The 14538-nt window shown below is 41.5% G+C and carries 15 protein-coding genes; 10 read left to right on the plus strand and 5 right to left on the minus strand.

What is annotated here, in order from left to right; all coding sequences use genetic code 11:
* Positions 1–83: 83 nt before the first annotated feature.
* From FPZ44_RS09145 to FPZ44_RS09160, 4 genes are all read right to left on the minus strand, one after another.
* Complete coding sequence (locus FPZ44_RS09145; RefSeq protein WP_144989462.1) at positions 84–1112, minus strand: PLP-dependent cysteine synthase family protein; 1029 nt, start codon at positions 1110–1112, stop codon at positions 84–86.
* A gap of 36 nt (positions 1113–1148) precedes the next feature.
* Entirely contained in the window at positions 1149–2000 is an 852-nt protein-coding gene (locus FPZ44_RS09150) for a DMT family transporter (protein WP_144989464.1), read from the minus strand.
* Positions 2001–2373: 373 nt separating this feature from the next.
* A complete protein-coding gene (locus FPZ44_RS09155; protein WP_144989466.1) occupies positions 2374–3153 on the minus strand; it encodes an alpha/beta fold hydrolase in 780 nt (259 codons plus the stop codon).
* 175 nt (positions 3154–3328) lie between these two features.
* Positions 3329–3991 carry a Crp/Fnr family transcriptional regulator gene (locus FPZ44_RS09160; RefSeq protein WP_144989468.1) on the minus strand — a complete coding sequence of 221 codons (663 nt, stop codon included), beginning with the start codon at positions 3989–3991 and terminating at the stop codon, positions 3329–3331.
* 282 nt (positions 3992–4273) lie between these two features.
* Here FPZ44_RS09160 and FPZ44_RS09165 point away from each other — a divergent pair, with 282 nt between their 5' ends.
* From FPZ44_RS09165 to FPZ44_RS09200, 8 genes are all read left to right on the plus strand, one after another.
* Complete coding sequence (locus FPZ44_RS09165; RefSeq protein WP_144989470.1) at positions 4274–5179, plus strand: hypothetical protein; 906 nt, start codon at positions 4274–4276, stop codon at positions 5177–5179.
* Positions 5180–5332: 153 nt separating this feature from the next.
* A complete protein-coding gene (locus FPZ44_RS09170) occupies positions 5333–6145 on the plus strand; it encodes an alpha/beta fold hydrolase (RefSeq protein ID WP_144989472.1) in 813 nt (270 codons plus the stop codon).
* Between the two features lie 193 nt (positions 6146–6338).
* A complete protein-coding gene (locus FPZ44_RS09175) occupies positions 6339–7028 on the plus strand; it encodes a response regulator transcription factor (protein ID WP_144989474.1) in 690 nt (229 codons plus the stop codon).
* A 1-nt stretch (position 7029) separates the two neighbouring features.
* A complete protein-coding gene (locus FPZ44_RS09180) occupies positions 7030–8130 on the plus strand; it encodes a sensor histidine kinase (protein ID WP_418789173.1) in 1101 nt (366 codons plus the stop codon).
* Between the two features lie 152 nt (positions 8131–8282).
* The gene (locus FPZ44_RS09185) at positions 8283–9602 is read left to right on the plus strand and encodes an ABC transporter substrate-binding protein (RefSeq protein ID WP_144989478.1); all 1320 of its coding nucleotides are present in this window, start codon (positions 8283–8285) and stop codon (positions 9600–9602) included.
* A gap of 66 nt (positions 9603–9668) precedes the next feature.
* Positions 9669–10547 (plus strand): carbohydrate ABC transporter permease, encoded by an 879-nt coding sequence (locus FPZ44_RS09190; RefSeq protein ID WP_186785976.1) that lies wholly within the window; start codon positions 9669–9671, stop codon positions 10545–10547.
* Positions 10548–10614: 67 nt separating this feature from the next.
* The gene (locus tag FPZ44_RS09195) at positions 10615–11448 is read left to right on the plus strand and encodes a carbohydrate ABC transporter permease (protein WP_144991766.1); all 834 of its coding nucleotides are present in this window, start codon (positions 10615–10617) and stop codon (positions 11446–11448) included.
* A gap of 22 nt (positions 11449–11470) precedes the next feature.
* Positions 11471–12652: an efflux RND transporter periplasmic adaptor subunit gene (locus FPZ44_RS09200; RefSeq protein WP_144989480.1), complete on the plus strand. Its 1182-nt coding sequence runs from the start codon at positions 11471–11473 to the stop codon at positions 12650–12652.
* Positions 12653–12745: 93 nt separating this feature from the next.
* On the opposite strand, the gene FPZ44_RS09205 is transcribed toward FPZ44_RS09200, so the two are convergent.
* Positions 12746–13303, minus strand: coding sequence for a helix-turn-helix domain-containing protein (locus FPZ44_RS09205; RefSeq protein ID WP_144989482.1), 558 nt, complete (start codon positions 13301–13303; stop codon positions 12746–12748).
* Positions 13304–13399: 96 nt separating this feature from the next.
* On the opposite strand from FPZ44_RS09205, the gene FPZ44_RS09210 reads away from it, so the two are divergent.
* Together FPZ44_RS09210 and FPZ44_RS09215 are read left to right on the plus strand one after the other, a co-directional pair.
* Positions 13400–14125, plus strand: a complete 726-nt coding sequence (locus tag FPZ44_RS09210) for an AzlC family ABC transporter permease (RefSeq protein ID WP_144989484.1) — start codon at positions 13400–13402, stop codon at positions 14123–14125.
* Positions 14122–14448, plus strand: a complete 327-nt coding sequence (locus tag FPZ44_RS09215) for an AzlD domain-containing protein (RefSeq protein WP_144989486.1) — start codon at positions 14122–14124, stop codon at positions 14446–14448. Before FPZ44_RS09210 ends, FPZ44_RS09215 begins: the two co-directional genes overlap by 4 nt.
* The last annotated feature ends 90 nt before the right edge of the window (positions 14449–14538 follow it).

Below are 14538 nucleotides of genomic sequence, written 5' to 3' on the forward strand. Positions count from 1 at the left end.
TTGATTAATAATAACCTTTTGTAAATAGGGCTCCATGAAAGTCAGTTGAAACCGGCTTTCTGGAGCCCTTCGTATATTTCTCTCTACTTGTGAGATGCACTGTAAAGCACATCTTTATTAGGGGAGAACAACTTCTTGCTATGGATGCTATGTTGCAGTTGTTTACGATCCAATAAAGTTATCTCTTTCGATGTAAGCCATTCATCATCATACAGTTGATCCAAATAATTCGTGCCTGTGTCTGGAATAATAGCAACTGCGGTACTGGCATTACTATGATAAAGATAAGATAGAGCAGATATTACAGCTAGTCCTCCTGATCCTCCAACCATCAATCCATGATCACTGGCTAACAGGCGGCAAGTAGAGATGGCTTCTTGATCACTTGCCATACAAACTTGATCGATGACAGACAAATCGGTATTTGCGGTTCGCCAACTGAGTCCAACCCCATTAATCAAGTACGTATGAAAAGGGTGGTTGAAAATAGCAGATCCCTCTACATCGCAAGCCACGACTTGTATGTCGGGTTTAGATTCCTTCATAAATTTTCCGATACCGCACAAATGGCCACCTGTACTTACAGCTCCCACAACCGCATCGATCGGCAAGTCGATTAATTCTTGAGCGGTAGTTGCATAATGATAAGCAGGATTGGCAGGGTTGTCATATTGATTCGGCCAATATGCGTCAGGATATTCGCGCAGCAGCTCTTGAATCCTTCTATATCGAGTCTTTTGATATCCACCGTCTTCATCCAACTCGGTTACCATTTCAATTTCTGCCCCATAGGCTTTGTACCACTTCAATAAGCTCGGACTAATTTTCGGATCGACAACAATCAATACCTGAAAGTGATAGACAGCGCCAAGCATCGCCAACGATTTGCCTAGATTCCCCGACGTAGATTCGATGACAAGCCCTCCAGGCTTAATTTCTCCTGATTCTAACGCTTGCTTCACGATGCCAAATGCGGTCCGGTCTTTTACACTAAATGTAGGATTGAAATAATCGAGCTTGAGCAGCAGTCGCTTGCCAACAGGAACCAATTCATCTTCCAATGCCACAATAGGTGTATTTCCGATACACTCAGTAATATTGCGATAGATCATCAACGGTTTCCTCCTAGTCCTAGTTACATCGATCATTTAAAGTCGGGTAAAGACCAAACCTATAAAGAGTACGAGAAGTGAAATGGCTTGCAGCTTGGAAAGGCGCTCCTTATAGATCCAAATGGATAGCAGGGCTACTACAAGACTGTTCGTTGAAAATATAGGTGCGACAATACTCGCAGGACCATTTGCTACAGCGATTGCATAGATTTGCATGCCAAGAAAAGAGAATATTCCAGAGCCTAACCCCCATCTGATGCCAATCCTCCTTTTTTCATAAGCTAACTCCTTGTTCTTGTGCCGAACGATTTCAATGGAGAACCAGAGCAGGGCAAAGAAGTAACTTATGAATAAAATCATCGCATTGGGCAGATGCAGCTCTTCTGTTACTTTTAATCCTCCGTTACGAAGAAAGAATAGAAATGTGGCAGCAATAACGAGCACATACCATTTGAGACTGCGAATACGCAATTTTTCATTAGGATCAATAGGCAGCAGCAGTACGGCGAAGACGAGCATCGAGACTCCTAACCATTCGAAAAAGGCTAGCTGTTCCCCATAGAACAGCATAGATAACCCGATCGTAAAAATGACATTGCTGTTGACGACAGGAGAGGTCAGACTTGCTGGCCCATGTTCAAGTGCAAACATAAACAGTAAATTACCGATGGCAGTTCCAAATCCGATGATGAGGCCTGCTAGCACAACCTGAAAATTCAGCACCCAACTGTCGGTTAGCAGCACCCAAGTAAAGAAGCAGATCGTACCTGATAAATAGAGACCCCATAACAGATGAGCAGTGGAGCCTCGTTTTGAAGAACTGACTTTCATCATAAAGCCGCCTAGTCCAAACGTAAGGGAACTTAGCAGTGCAAGTGTATACCACATTTGTTTGTACCTCATTTAAAGCCTATATTGTGTTCAATTGGAGTCGAATGACTAAGCAGGAGAGTTGACCAAATAGGGAAGTGAACGAAAGTAAGAGTGATTCGAACATTAATATTGTTACCTGTAAAAGTTAAAAAGCAGTGCACAAAGTTACGCAAGATTCGTTACAACGGTTATTCCACCTCCTATGCAACTTGCGTCATGTAAGTGAAAGGATAGAGCCTTATGTTAGAACTAAGAACTAGCACTTACAGTACTTACCCTAATGGACAATTGTGTAGAAATTACGTAGAGGTGAACAAAAAAGAGAGGGACTCCAAACCACTTGCATGGCCTGGGTCCCCTCTGTATCGTATTGCGAGTTACTTTAAAATTAGTCTCTGCCAGCTTCCACAAGCTTTTGCGCAAGCACATTCGCATGTGTGTACGCCGTACTAATGTGGTCGCCATCGGAAACGATAAGACGGTATACGCCCAAGTTGCTGGATTGGCCTGGGTGGAAAGCAAATGGAGCCGGAGGATAAGCGATATCCTCTGTAAGGAACAAATAGCTCTTTGGAATTTGCAGGCTGTAGAACTTTTTCAAATCAAGCTTGTGCAGCAACGGTCCAGCTGGCTCTGCTGGAGATGCTTCGTAAATTTGTTTAGCCAAATGTAGATTTGCTCTGTTCACAAATGTATCACGGAACAATGGGAATGGCAGCGTAATCGTGTTGTTGCCAGAAGCTTGGATTAGTCCATGGAATGCTTGTTGAACAGGCGCAGGCATTTGATCAAGCAAGCTTTCGCCGTCTTTCGGAACGAAGGCATCGAAGAAGACCAGGCGTTTAACGCGGTCGGATACAAATTCAGCTACCTTAGCAATAACCGTACCACCGAAGCTGTGGCCTACAAGTACGAAATCTTGAATATTTTCTTGTGTAATATAGTCCACGACAGATGAAACGATTTGCTCATGCGTTACCTGTGGATCGATATTGTTTCCATGACCTGCATATTCAGGAGCATGAACCGTATGTCCCGCTTCACGCAGCACTGCGGCAGTATTGTCCCAGAAGCTTGCCGTAGCCCAAGCACCATGGATGAGTACGAATGTCAATTTTTCCTGGATTGTATTTGCCGCTAGGTCAATTTGAGTTGATGGATTTGTCATATGAATAACCTCCGATTTGTATAAGTAGCAATCTCTTGAGACTTATATTAACAAAGCCGCAGCCGCTGTTCTGTAACTTGATCACATAACAGTACATTTTCCTAACAACGTATATGCTGCGGCTATTTTCACCAATTGATAGCTATTTATACAATGCGTAAGGGGAAGGGCGCGTTTATTCAACTAGCTCCAGCAGCTGTTCACGTTGGATGTTTGTAATTTGGCCACGGGACAAGTGGATAAGCCCTTCCTTCTCCATCGCTTTTAGAGTCCGACTAATGACTTCCCGGGCAGTGCCCAATTCAATCGCTAGATGATCATGTGTAATCGTTAAGGAATTATCCCCCTCTGTAGTTCTCTCGAGTAAATATTCACATATTCGAATCCGTATGGATTTAAAGACCATGTTATCAATGAGATTAGACATAATAATGAGACGCTCAGCAAATGACTTGAAAATAAACTGACGGAAGCTCATGTAGGTGCCCATCCATCTTTGGAAAATACGAGCGGGAACGAACAGAACTTTCGTCGGTTTCTCAATGCAGACATTGGCTTCATAAGCGGTTTCGCCCAAAATACTGGATGCCATTAATGGACAACAGCCGCCATCGTGTATGCGATATAAGGTAACTTCTCTGCCGTTTTCGCCAAGCTTGTACATACGAACGGTGCCATGCATAATCAATGCTGCGCTTTCTAGAAATTCACCCTCGTGAATGATATGATTCGCTGGCAGTGTAACGACGCTAATTCCATTTTCCTTCCAATCCTCTTCGGTAATTTCTGCAAGGCAGGGGAAGCATGTAATCGCATCCTTAATTTGTTCCGTTTGCATCACGCCGATTCACCTTCTTTAATTAATGTTATGTATATATTGTACAGCCACACTCACAAATAGATGGACAAGAAAACGACAATGTATAACCAGGGAAATAATATGTTAACCTTGACACATCTAGCATACCACGATTATACTTTATTTCACAATGTACCCCTGTGGGGTATGTAGAATTTATTTTTATCAATTGTACAGGAAGCTTCGCTTACCTGTATACCATAGGTGGCTGGGGCTACACTTATATGGATGGAAATGATTAATGAAGAGGAGTTTACAGCAATGAATTCAGCTATTTCCAAAAGAGAAACATTTATTTCATATTTCCTAGCCGTAGCACTTATTTTGGGCATGGTTGCTGCTGCACTACTATTTAATGACCGTGAAATTATTTTGCCTGAGATTGCTGCGATGGCAATTGGCGTATGGGTATATCGGGAAGCGGGGTGGATTAGACAGCCTTCTAAACTATTTATCGCACCGTCACTTACTGCCATTATAGGCTTCGCCGTCAATCAATTAGATATTGCTTATTTAGCTAAAGTCAGTTTGACCTTGGCGTTGATGATGCTCTCACTGCGCATTATTCGATCCAATCTGGCACCGTCCATCGCAACAGGGCTGCTGCCGTTAGTTACAAATGCAACAGAATGGTCGTTTGTCCTATCTGTACTAGTGTTCACATTTATATTAATGCTTGGTGTGCTGCTATTCCGATTGAATGAGGGCTTAGAGAAAAAAGTGCCCATCAACTATAAGTACATGCTTGTATTTTTAGTGATTAGTTTCGTGTGGATGGGCGCATGTACGCTTGCTGGTTTTCCGCAGGCTTCTGTTATTCCACCTATTTTAGTTGTGGTATATGAATCTCTTCAGAAACCGATGTACAATGGGAAAATGGCCTTTAAACAAGCACTCGTACTCACGATTTCCGCAACGGTAGGGACGTTGTTGTACTATGCGATCGATTCATGGATTATCGTTACGATGCTGGATATCATCTGTATGCTTATACTGCTCCGTATCGTCGGAATTCGGGTTCCTGCGGTATTTGCCTTCCCGCTGCTTCCTTTTGTTTTTCCCGAAGAGGTCGTAGCTGTGCTGCCGTTAGTTGCACTGATTGCAACGACATGCTTATTTGGAATGGTGCTGGCGTACAAGAAATGGGAGTTTAAACAAACACATTAATCTGAGCAAGCAAGGCAAGGTAGATGCTTTTAAAAAAGCGTCTGCCTTGTTTTTTTATACATAGCGTACAAACCGTTGATCATATATCCTTCAGTAGGGCGTGTTCTAACAGCAGCAAGTACAATAATGAACAGCCAAATTGGAGGGTAGATCATGTATATTGAAGTTGAAAAAGGTATACATGTTTTTGTTGAGGATATTAACCCTGGAGGACAGAATAACAAGACGATCTTTTTCGTCCATGGTTGGCCGCTTAATCACAACATGTTTCAGTATCAGTACAACGTACTGCCACAGCATGGCATTCGCTGTGTATGTATGGATATTCGGGGAAATGGGCAATCCGATAAGCCCTGGGGCGGCTACACATTCGATCGATTAGCGGACGATATTGCTGTTGTGCTAGAGACATTGAAACTAGAAAATATAACACTGCTTGGTTTCTCCGTGGGCGGAGCAATTACGATCCGTTATATGTCTCGCTATAAAGGACATCGTGTTTCGAAGCTAGCATTAGTTGATGCAGTATCTCCTTCCTTTGTGAAAGATCCAGATTCTCCTTACGGTGTTCCAAGAGAACAAGCCGATGCACTTATTAATCAAATGTACGTAAACTTACCTGTATTTCTTAGTGGTCTATCCCCATCTTTTTTCAATCGGAATTTAGGTAATGCAACGAATGATTGGTTTGTAAATATGGCATTGGATTCCGCTTCGTATGCCCTTATTAAACTATTACAAGTAGCAGCGAATGAAAATGTAGAAAAAGATTTAAGTCAAATTCAAGCTCCTACGGCTATTTTTCATGGTGTTCATGATCAACTGATTCCGTACAAAAGTGCTGAATTGACGAACCAACGAATTAAGAATTCTAAGCTCTTTCCATTGACGAATAGTGGGCACGGAGCTCCAATCTGTCAAGCAGATGAACTGAATAAGCTGCTTATTGACTTTGTTAATTCATAAAATGAAATAACGGATGTATACCAAAATGAAATTTATTATTGTAAGCAAATTGGGGCCTAGAGTGTATCTGAGGCTCTATTTGTTTTGTTTTCAATCGTTGCATATGCAATTATTAAGAATCTGTACTTTCAATTTGGACATATAGTTCTGCTATAATGGTGACGATGTAAACTTCATATAGGAGATGAAACAGATGAAGCGTATCAACATCCTAATCGCGGATGACGAAGCAGAAATTGCAGAGTTACTTGCGCTGCATATAAAAAAAGAGGGCTATCACCCAATAATCGTATCTGATGGAAAGGCGGCTATCCAAGCAGTTGAGTCGAACTCTATCGACTTAGCCATACTTGATATTATGATGCCTGAAATGGACGGGTATGAAGTAACGCATCGTATTCGCGAGCTTAGTTCCATGCCAATTATTTTCCTGAGTGCGAAAGCAACGGATTTGGACAAGATTACAGGATTGGTCAGAGGGGCGGATGATTACGTCACGAAGCCGTTCAATCCGATGGAACTGATCGCTCGGGTGAACGCCCAGTTACGACGTTCTATGCAGTTGAACCAACAAGCACCAACCATTAAGCCTGTATTAGAATTCGGTGGATTATCAATCTCGTATGATCAGCGCACAGTCTCCCTTTATGGCAATAACATTGAACTTACTCCCAAAGAATTCGATATTTTATATTTGTTAGCCAGTTCTCCCAAGAAGGTGTATCCTACCGAACTTATTTTTCAGCAGGTGTGGGGCGAAGCTTATTTTGAAGGCGGGAACACTGTGATGGTACATATTCGTACCTTGCGCAAAAAGCTTGGAGAAGATAAAAATACATTTATTAAAACGATTTGGGGAGTAGGGTACACATTCAATGGCTAAGATGAAGATGATTCAAAGCTTCCGTGCGAAAATGATTATGATATTTGGATTGAGTCTATTCTGCTCCAGTATCATTACTTTTGCCATTTATAAAGTATTTCAATTGTATTACCGTACAGCAGTTAAGTTTGAGAGTCCGCTTAAGGACGTTCGCTATTTTATGAGAGAAATTGGAGATATTAACTTCTTCCTGATTTTCTTTATTCCTTTGTCAATTTTCTTTTTCTTTCTTCTCACGAAGCGATATGCGAATTATTTTAATCAAATATCGGATGGAATTCATCATCTTGCGAATGGTGACTTTAATCATCAAGTCCAGCTTGCAACTAAGGATGAGTTCGGAGCCATTGCGGCAGATATAAATGCAGCTAGTGTGCAGTTGCAGGAGGCCGTGAAGAGAGGCGACTTTGCCGAAAGCAGCAAAGAACAACTGGTATTGAATTTGGCGCATGATTTGCGCACACCGCTTACTTCAGTATTAGGCTATTTGGATTTCATTTTAAAGGACGAGCAGCTAACTCCTGAACAGACGAGACATTACACAACGATCGCATATACGAAGTCGAAACGACTAGAGAAGCTGATTGATGAGCTGTTTGGCATTACGAAAATGAATTACGGAATGGTTTCAATGGAGCAGCAATCGATTGATTTGAGTGAGCTGTTGAATCAGTTAAGCGAAGAGCTATATCCGATGTTTGAGAGCAATCATCTTGTTTCAAGAGTCCGAGTGGCTTCAGATTTGACGATTCAAGGGGATGGAGAGCTGCTTGCACGTGTATTTGAAAATTTGCTGACCAATGCCATTAGATATGGAAGTGATGGTCAGTTTGTAGATATTAATGGTTATGTGGAGGAAAATGAGATCGTTGTCTCAGTTGTGAACTACGGTTCTCAAATTGATCAGGAAGATTTGCCGCATCTGTTTGATATGTTTTATATAGGTGACAAAGCACGGACGCATCAGGAGGGCAGCACGGGCCTAGGCTTATTTATTGCGAAAAATATTGTAGAGCAGCATAAAGGCAACATATCAGCTGAGAGTAATGTCGTTCGTACTAAGTTTGAAGTGAGGCTGCCACGACTTCAGGAATCTACCTGAGATTTACCAGAGTTTAAGAAAAACTTTATTTTTACCCTACTTTTTCTTAACAAGTTATCTTTATCCTTTTTGTATGAAAGGCATGAAGATAATGAGATGAAGAAGTAGGGCTTTTTGTTGTTGTTAAAATGAAAACGAGGAGTGTCCATGAAATGAGAAAGAAGAAACTAGGCGTGATAGCGAGCTGTGTTCTGCTCGCGCTAACGACTGCATGCCGTCTCGATGGAGAATTAAAGCCTAAGCCTAAATCGGCAGCGGGAAAGACAATCGTTACTTTTTCTATTAAAGAATTGAATCCGTTTTATCAAGTGGTCGAGAAGAAATTTGAAGCGAAGTATCCTGACATTGACTTGGAAATTAAAGCTCATAAGCAAATGGGCGGAAAGTGGGAGCCAGGAGAGTATGGGCAGTACATAAAAACAATGAATACCGAGGTGCTAGCTGGAAAAGGTGCTGATGTCATTGAAATGAGCAGTCTGCCTATTGGTAAGTACGTAAACAAAAATTTGCTAGTAAATATGAGTGATTTGATGGAAAAAGACCAGCCACTGAACAAAAATGACCTTCAAATGAATGTACTGGATGCTGGCAAAATCAATGGCGGCTTGTATACCATGCCTTACTCGTTCTCGCTAAGGACATTTGTAGGTGACGGTGATGCTTTGAAAAGCGCGAATATTGATGATAAGAGCTGGACCTGGCAGCAATTCGGTGACATTTCGAAGAACCTGATTGAGCAGACTGGCAAAGGTGATAAGCGATACGCATTAGCGGGCGAACCACAAGAACTAATTTTACAGGAAATGGTAGTTGATAACTATAAGGAGCTCGTAGATCGTACGAATCAGAAAGCAAATTTTGATTCGCCCTTCTTTATAACGATGATGGAGGAAATTAAAAGGATGTACGAAAATGGTGTAATGACTTCGGAAGCAGCAGAGCCTGGGAAGCAGTTGTTTTATTCAATGAGGATCCCTTCACCAGAGGAATTTATCACTCCCTATATGTTATTTAACAACCCAAAGCTGCTGCATAAGCCGCATGCCGAAGGTCAATCAGGTGGTCCCAGGATCTTTTTCTCGGATCAGCTTGGGATTAAGTCCAGCAGTAAAGTCAAAGATGAGGCGTGGACGTTTATTGCCTTCTTATTGTCGGAAGAAGTACAAACGTTACAAGAAAGAGAGGGGTTTTCACTGCTTACGTCACTCAATGACAAGAAGCTAAATGAGATTCAGGAGCAGATGAAGAACGGCACTTATAAGCTTCCGGATGGGAAATCAGTCACAGTACCAGATGAAGCTTTTGCTCAATTTAAGCAACTCATCCAAGAAGCAAATAACTATGCACCATGGGATGCGAAAGTAACGAACATTGTGTATGACGAAGCAATCGCCTTTTTCGCCGGGCAAAAATCTGCCGAGAATGTAGCAAAGCTTATTCAAAATAAAGTCACGACGTACTTAAACGAGTAACGTAATCATGAAATTAGATTTAGATTCGTTTCGAGCAGTCATTCGTTCCTAAGAGGAAGAACAATCATGAAGATAATGTTGAGAAAATGGTCGCGTAGGGACGCCGCTGCGGCGCTCTTGTTTCTAGCTCCAAGTGTAATTGGATTTACCCTATTTTATCTGGTTCCATTTCTAATGGGTATTTTCTATTCTTTTATGGACAATTCAGTCAGCGGACAATTCGTTGGACTACATAATTACAAGGAGCTGCTTGACAGCGGCTCCTTCCGTAAAGCAGCATCCAATACTTTTTATTTCACGGCTATTAGTGTTCCGCTTATGCTCGTGCTGTCGTTAGGACTCGCTTTGCTGCTCAATCAACATCTATACCTTCGCAACTGGCTAAGAACCGCCTACGTATTGCCATTAGTGATTCCTGTAGCTTCCATTATTCTCATCTGGCAAATGCTATTTGACTGGAATGGTTCGCTTAATGCTTGGTTGGATTACTTTGGTGTGGATCGCGTAGATTGGATGAAGACGGACGCAGCTCGCAATGTCGTCATTATCGTTTATTTATGGAAGAACATTGGTTATAACATCATTTTGTTCTTAGCTGGTCTGCAGCAAATACCAAAAGACTATTACGAGACTGCACAAGTAGAAGGGGCAGGGCGGCTGCGGCAATTTTTCAGCATTACGCTCGTATATTTAACTCCAATGACATCGTTCGTTGTCTTAATGTCGATCATTAACTCGTTTAAAGTGTTTCGGGAAACGTACCTGATTGCAGGCGATTATCCGCATGACAGCATTTATATGCTGCAGCATTTTATGAACAATATGTTTATGTCGCTCGATATTCAGAAGCTAATGGCGGCGGCTGTAATGATGGTTGGCTGCATTCTAATCATTGTATTAGGGTTATTCGCGATAGAACGCCGTTTCCAGAAGTCGATGGAATAAGGGCGGGAGGGAAGTAGAGTTGAAGCGAAGTAGAAATGTGCTGCAACGTGTGGCACTAACGGTTGTAATGACCGTCATAGCAATCATCTTGTTGTTTCCTATTGTAATTACATACACGAATTCGTTGATGACAGAGCTGGAGATTGAGATTAATTATGGACTGATCGGTCAAATGACAGAAGTAAAGCCCGGAGCAGAGAATCCATTTGTGAATCTCAAGCTGTTGCCTGATAAAGTTTCGTTGGAGCAGTATGAAAAAGTGTTGGTCGATAATCCGTTTTTTCTGAAATTGTTCTGGAATTCTGTATTTTTAGTCGTGCCTATCATTGTAGGGCAAACGATTGTTGCGGCTTTAGCTGCCTACGCTTTCTCCAAGTTGAGATTCCGAGGGCGAGAAGTGTTGTTCATCGTTTATGTATTGACGATGCTAATGCCCTTCCAAGTTACACTCGTACCGAATTACATTATGGCGGATCAGCTTGGGTTGTTGAATAGTCCAAGTGCTATCATTTTACCAGGTATTTTCGCTGCTTTTGGGGTATTTATGCTGCGTCAGTTTATGCTGCAAATTCCTTACGCCTACATTGAGGCGGCCAAGATGGATGGTGCTGGGCATATTCGAATTTTCCACACGATCATTTTTCCAATGGTGAGGCCTGGTCTTGCTGCACTTGCTATTTTACTGTTTGTCGACTATTGGAACATGGTGGAGCAGCCACTTATTTTTATAGACGATCCATTTGAACAGCCGTTATCGGTTTATTTGTCTGCTATAAATAATGATGAGCGAGGCGTTGCCTTTGCTGCTTCAATGCTATATATGACGCCTATGGTACTTCTTTTTCTGTATGCGGAATCGTATTTCATCGAAGGGATTCAACTTTCTGGCATCAAGGGGTAGTTTTTGTAGTTAGGAGGAACAAATGTTGCAAGTAGGGGTGCAGGTAGAGAGAGAAGGCAGCGACCGTAAACGAAAGCGACTTATTCAAGTTTCGTTTCTGCTGTTTATCGTTATATTGCTGTTTTTCACGATATTCAGCAATACGATTGAGTCGATAAGATTGCCAAAAGTCATAACGGAAAAGCCCAGTATGGGAGCGGTTGAACATAAGTTTGAAAGTGTTGGTGTACTGCGGCCTGTTAGTGAAACGAAGCTTGTAAGCTCTGGGGAGTGGAAAGTGGAAGCGATCCTAGTGAAAGAAGGAGCCCGTGTAAAGAAAGGGCAAACGCTTATTACGTATGACAGTTCATCTGTGGAACGGGAAGTAAAAAATGATGAAGCCGAATTGGAGAAGCTGCAGATCGAGCTGAAAAATATGCAAGAACATTTTAAAGGAATCGCTAGAGAAGACGATGTGATGGCCATCCGCAAGGCAGAAAGCGATATGGACATGCATAAGCTTACGATTGGTATACGAGAGCGGAACATACAAGAGAAGAGAAAGGACGTGGCTGATAAAAAGGCAATAGTAGCTCCTTTCGATGGGCTTGTTTCGAAAATAAACGTTGTGGAAGGTATGGCCTCATCCGGAGCGCCAGATGTAATCATGACTGACAGTCGTCTTGGATATGAGTTTGAAATGGTGGTTGATGCAGCGTTAGTATCGAGTCTGGCGCTTACCGTTAACAGTCAAATTGAAGTTGAATCTCCTAGTCTGGGCGATCAGCCGACAAGATTAATCAAGGGTACTATAACCCGCATCGCACATTCAGAACCTCGAAAAGAGGGTGTTAATCCAGAGTCTGATAGATCGACAGGACGATCAACGATACCTCAAAAAACGATTTTCGTTAAACTAGTAGATCCGTCGCTCAAAGGTGGTGAGCAGGTATCCGTTACGCTTACGAAACGATCCAATGAAAAAGGGATGCTCGTACTGGATAAGGCGATTCATCAAGATCGTAAAGGTAAATACGTATACAAAGTAGAAGAGCAGCGAGGCGCATTAGGAAATGTGTTTGTAGCGAGAAAAGTGGACATTGAATATATGGAAACGAGTCATGTTGAGACGATGATTCGCTCCAATGAAATAAGCGAGGAAGATCGGATTATATTGGAGAGCAGTGAGCCAATACAAGACAATAGTCGTGTTCGATTGGAATAGTCCGGTTGGCGGTCTCCATGAACGAAATTGTAGCACACCCCTATAGAGATTTTGGGCGTAAACCGCTGAATCTCTTATAGGGGTGTGCTTTTTTTACTCAGATTCTGGATAAGCAATAATAGAATAGAATCGAACAATCTCTTCTGTATCATTGATATAAATATGAGGTGTATTCGCATCAAATTTCAATGATTCATTCCGATTGATATGCATTTGCTCTCCATCGATATCTACCGTAAGTTGACCTTCTTGAATCATAAGGTATTCTTCTCCCATATGTGCTTCTGAACGATGCTCCATACCAGGTTTTAATTCAGCCATAAAAACTTCAAAACGCTTTTCAGGATGAAAAGGATACAGCGTATAAACATTGTATTGATCATCATCATCAACGATTGATTTGACATCCTGAATGTTTACTTTTTCTATTTTGGGTTTATCCGTTTCTTTGATGAAGGCAGAAAAAGATACTTGTAATCCATTTGCAATTTTCCATAACGTCGTAACCGTTGGATTGGATTTTCCATTTTCGATTTGAGCTAACATTGCTTTACTAACGCCAGTCATCTCAGCTACTTTATCTAAGCTTAACCCACGGTTTTTTCTAATCCTCGAAAAATTTTGTGCGACTGCAGCTTGAATCAATTCCATACAATCTCCTTGACCCATTTTTGTTTTTATTATAGCATACAATAAAGTATGTTATATAAGACAGATATTCATTATAACGAACGAATGGGTGGGGTAATGAACGTACAATTGAATTCGATCTATAAAGAAGAGGTTAGACCGAGTTTTTTGGAAGGTGTAAAAGACTGTGTTCCTACTTTAATTGGCTATATAAGCATCGCAATCGCCATGGGGATTGTTGGAGCATCGTCCAATCTAACTGTGCTAGAAGTAGGCTTACTAGCTCTTTTTGTTTATGCAGGATCAGCACAATTCATTATTTGTGCCTTATTAGCGGCGGGTAGTCCGATTTCCGTTATTATTTTTACAACGTTTATTGTGAACATCCGACACTTCCTGTTGAGTATGACATTGGCTCCGCAATTTACTTCCTATTCGCTGCTTAAAAACATTGGGATAGGGTCGCTGCTGACAGACGAATCATTCGGTGTTGCTGTAAATAAATTGGCGCGCAAAGAAACGATTAATGACACGTGGATGAATGGTTTGAATCTAACAGCGTACAGCGTCTGGGTTGTATCTTGTGTGGTGGGTGCTTTGTTGGGGAAATGGATTCCGAATCCAGAAGCATTCGGTCTCGACTTTTCCTTAACGGCTATGTTTGTTGCTTTACTTGTGTCGTTATTCCAAACCATTGAGCATAAAAAGTTAAAGCTCTATCTATTTCTTATTATCATCGTAACAGCTCTCATGATCGGTTTATCCATGTTTATGCCAACGTACATAGCGATTATTATAGCCACTGTGATTGGGGCGACAATTGGGGTGGTGAAAGACAAATGAGCGTAAATATAACGGTTTTCTGGATTATTATAGGGTGTGCACTTGTAACCTTGATTCCTCGGATTTTACCATTTATTATTGTGCGAAATATACAGCTTCCACCAGTCGCTATAAAGTGGCTTTCATTTATTCCGGTTTGTATTTTTACAGCACTTGTGGCAGATAGCCTTATAAACAAGGAAGCGGATTCGCTAATAAGTATGGATTGGAACGTCATACTAGCGCTGATTCCAACGATACTGACCGCTCTTTATACAAAAAGCATGGCGATCACAGTAATAGTGGGGGTCGTTTGTATGGCAGGAATTCGATTTATTATGTGAAGTATTGAAGTGTTTTTGCACCATTATTTAAAGTGCTCCCCACATTTTTATCGATATAAATGTGGGGAGTTTTTTTTATAAGAAAAATGA

Origin of the sequence: Paenibacillus agilis, from assembly GCF_007786455.1 — a bacterium.
In the GTDB taxonomy this organism is placed as follows: Bacteria; Bacillota; Bacilli; order Paenibacillales; family Paenibacillaceae; genus Paenibacillus_B; species Paenibacillus_B agilis.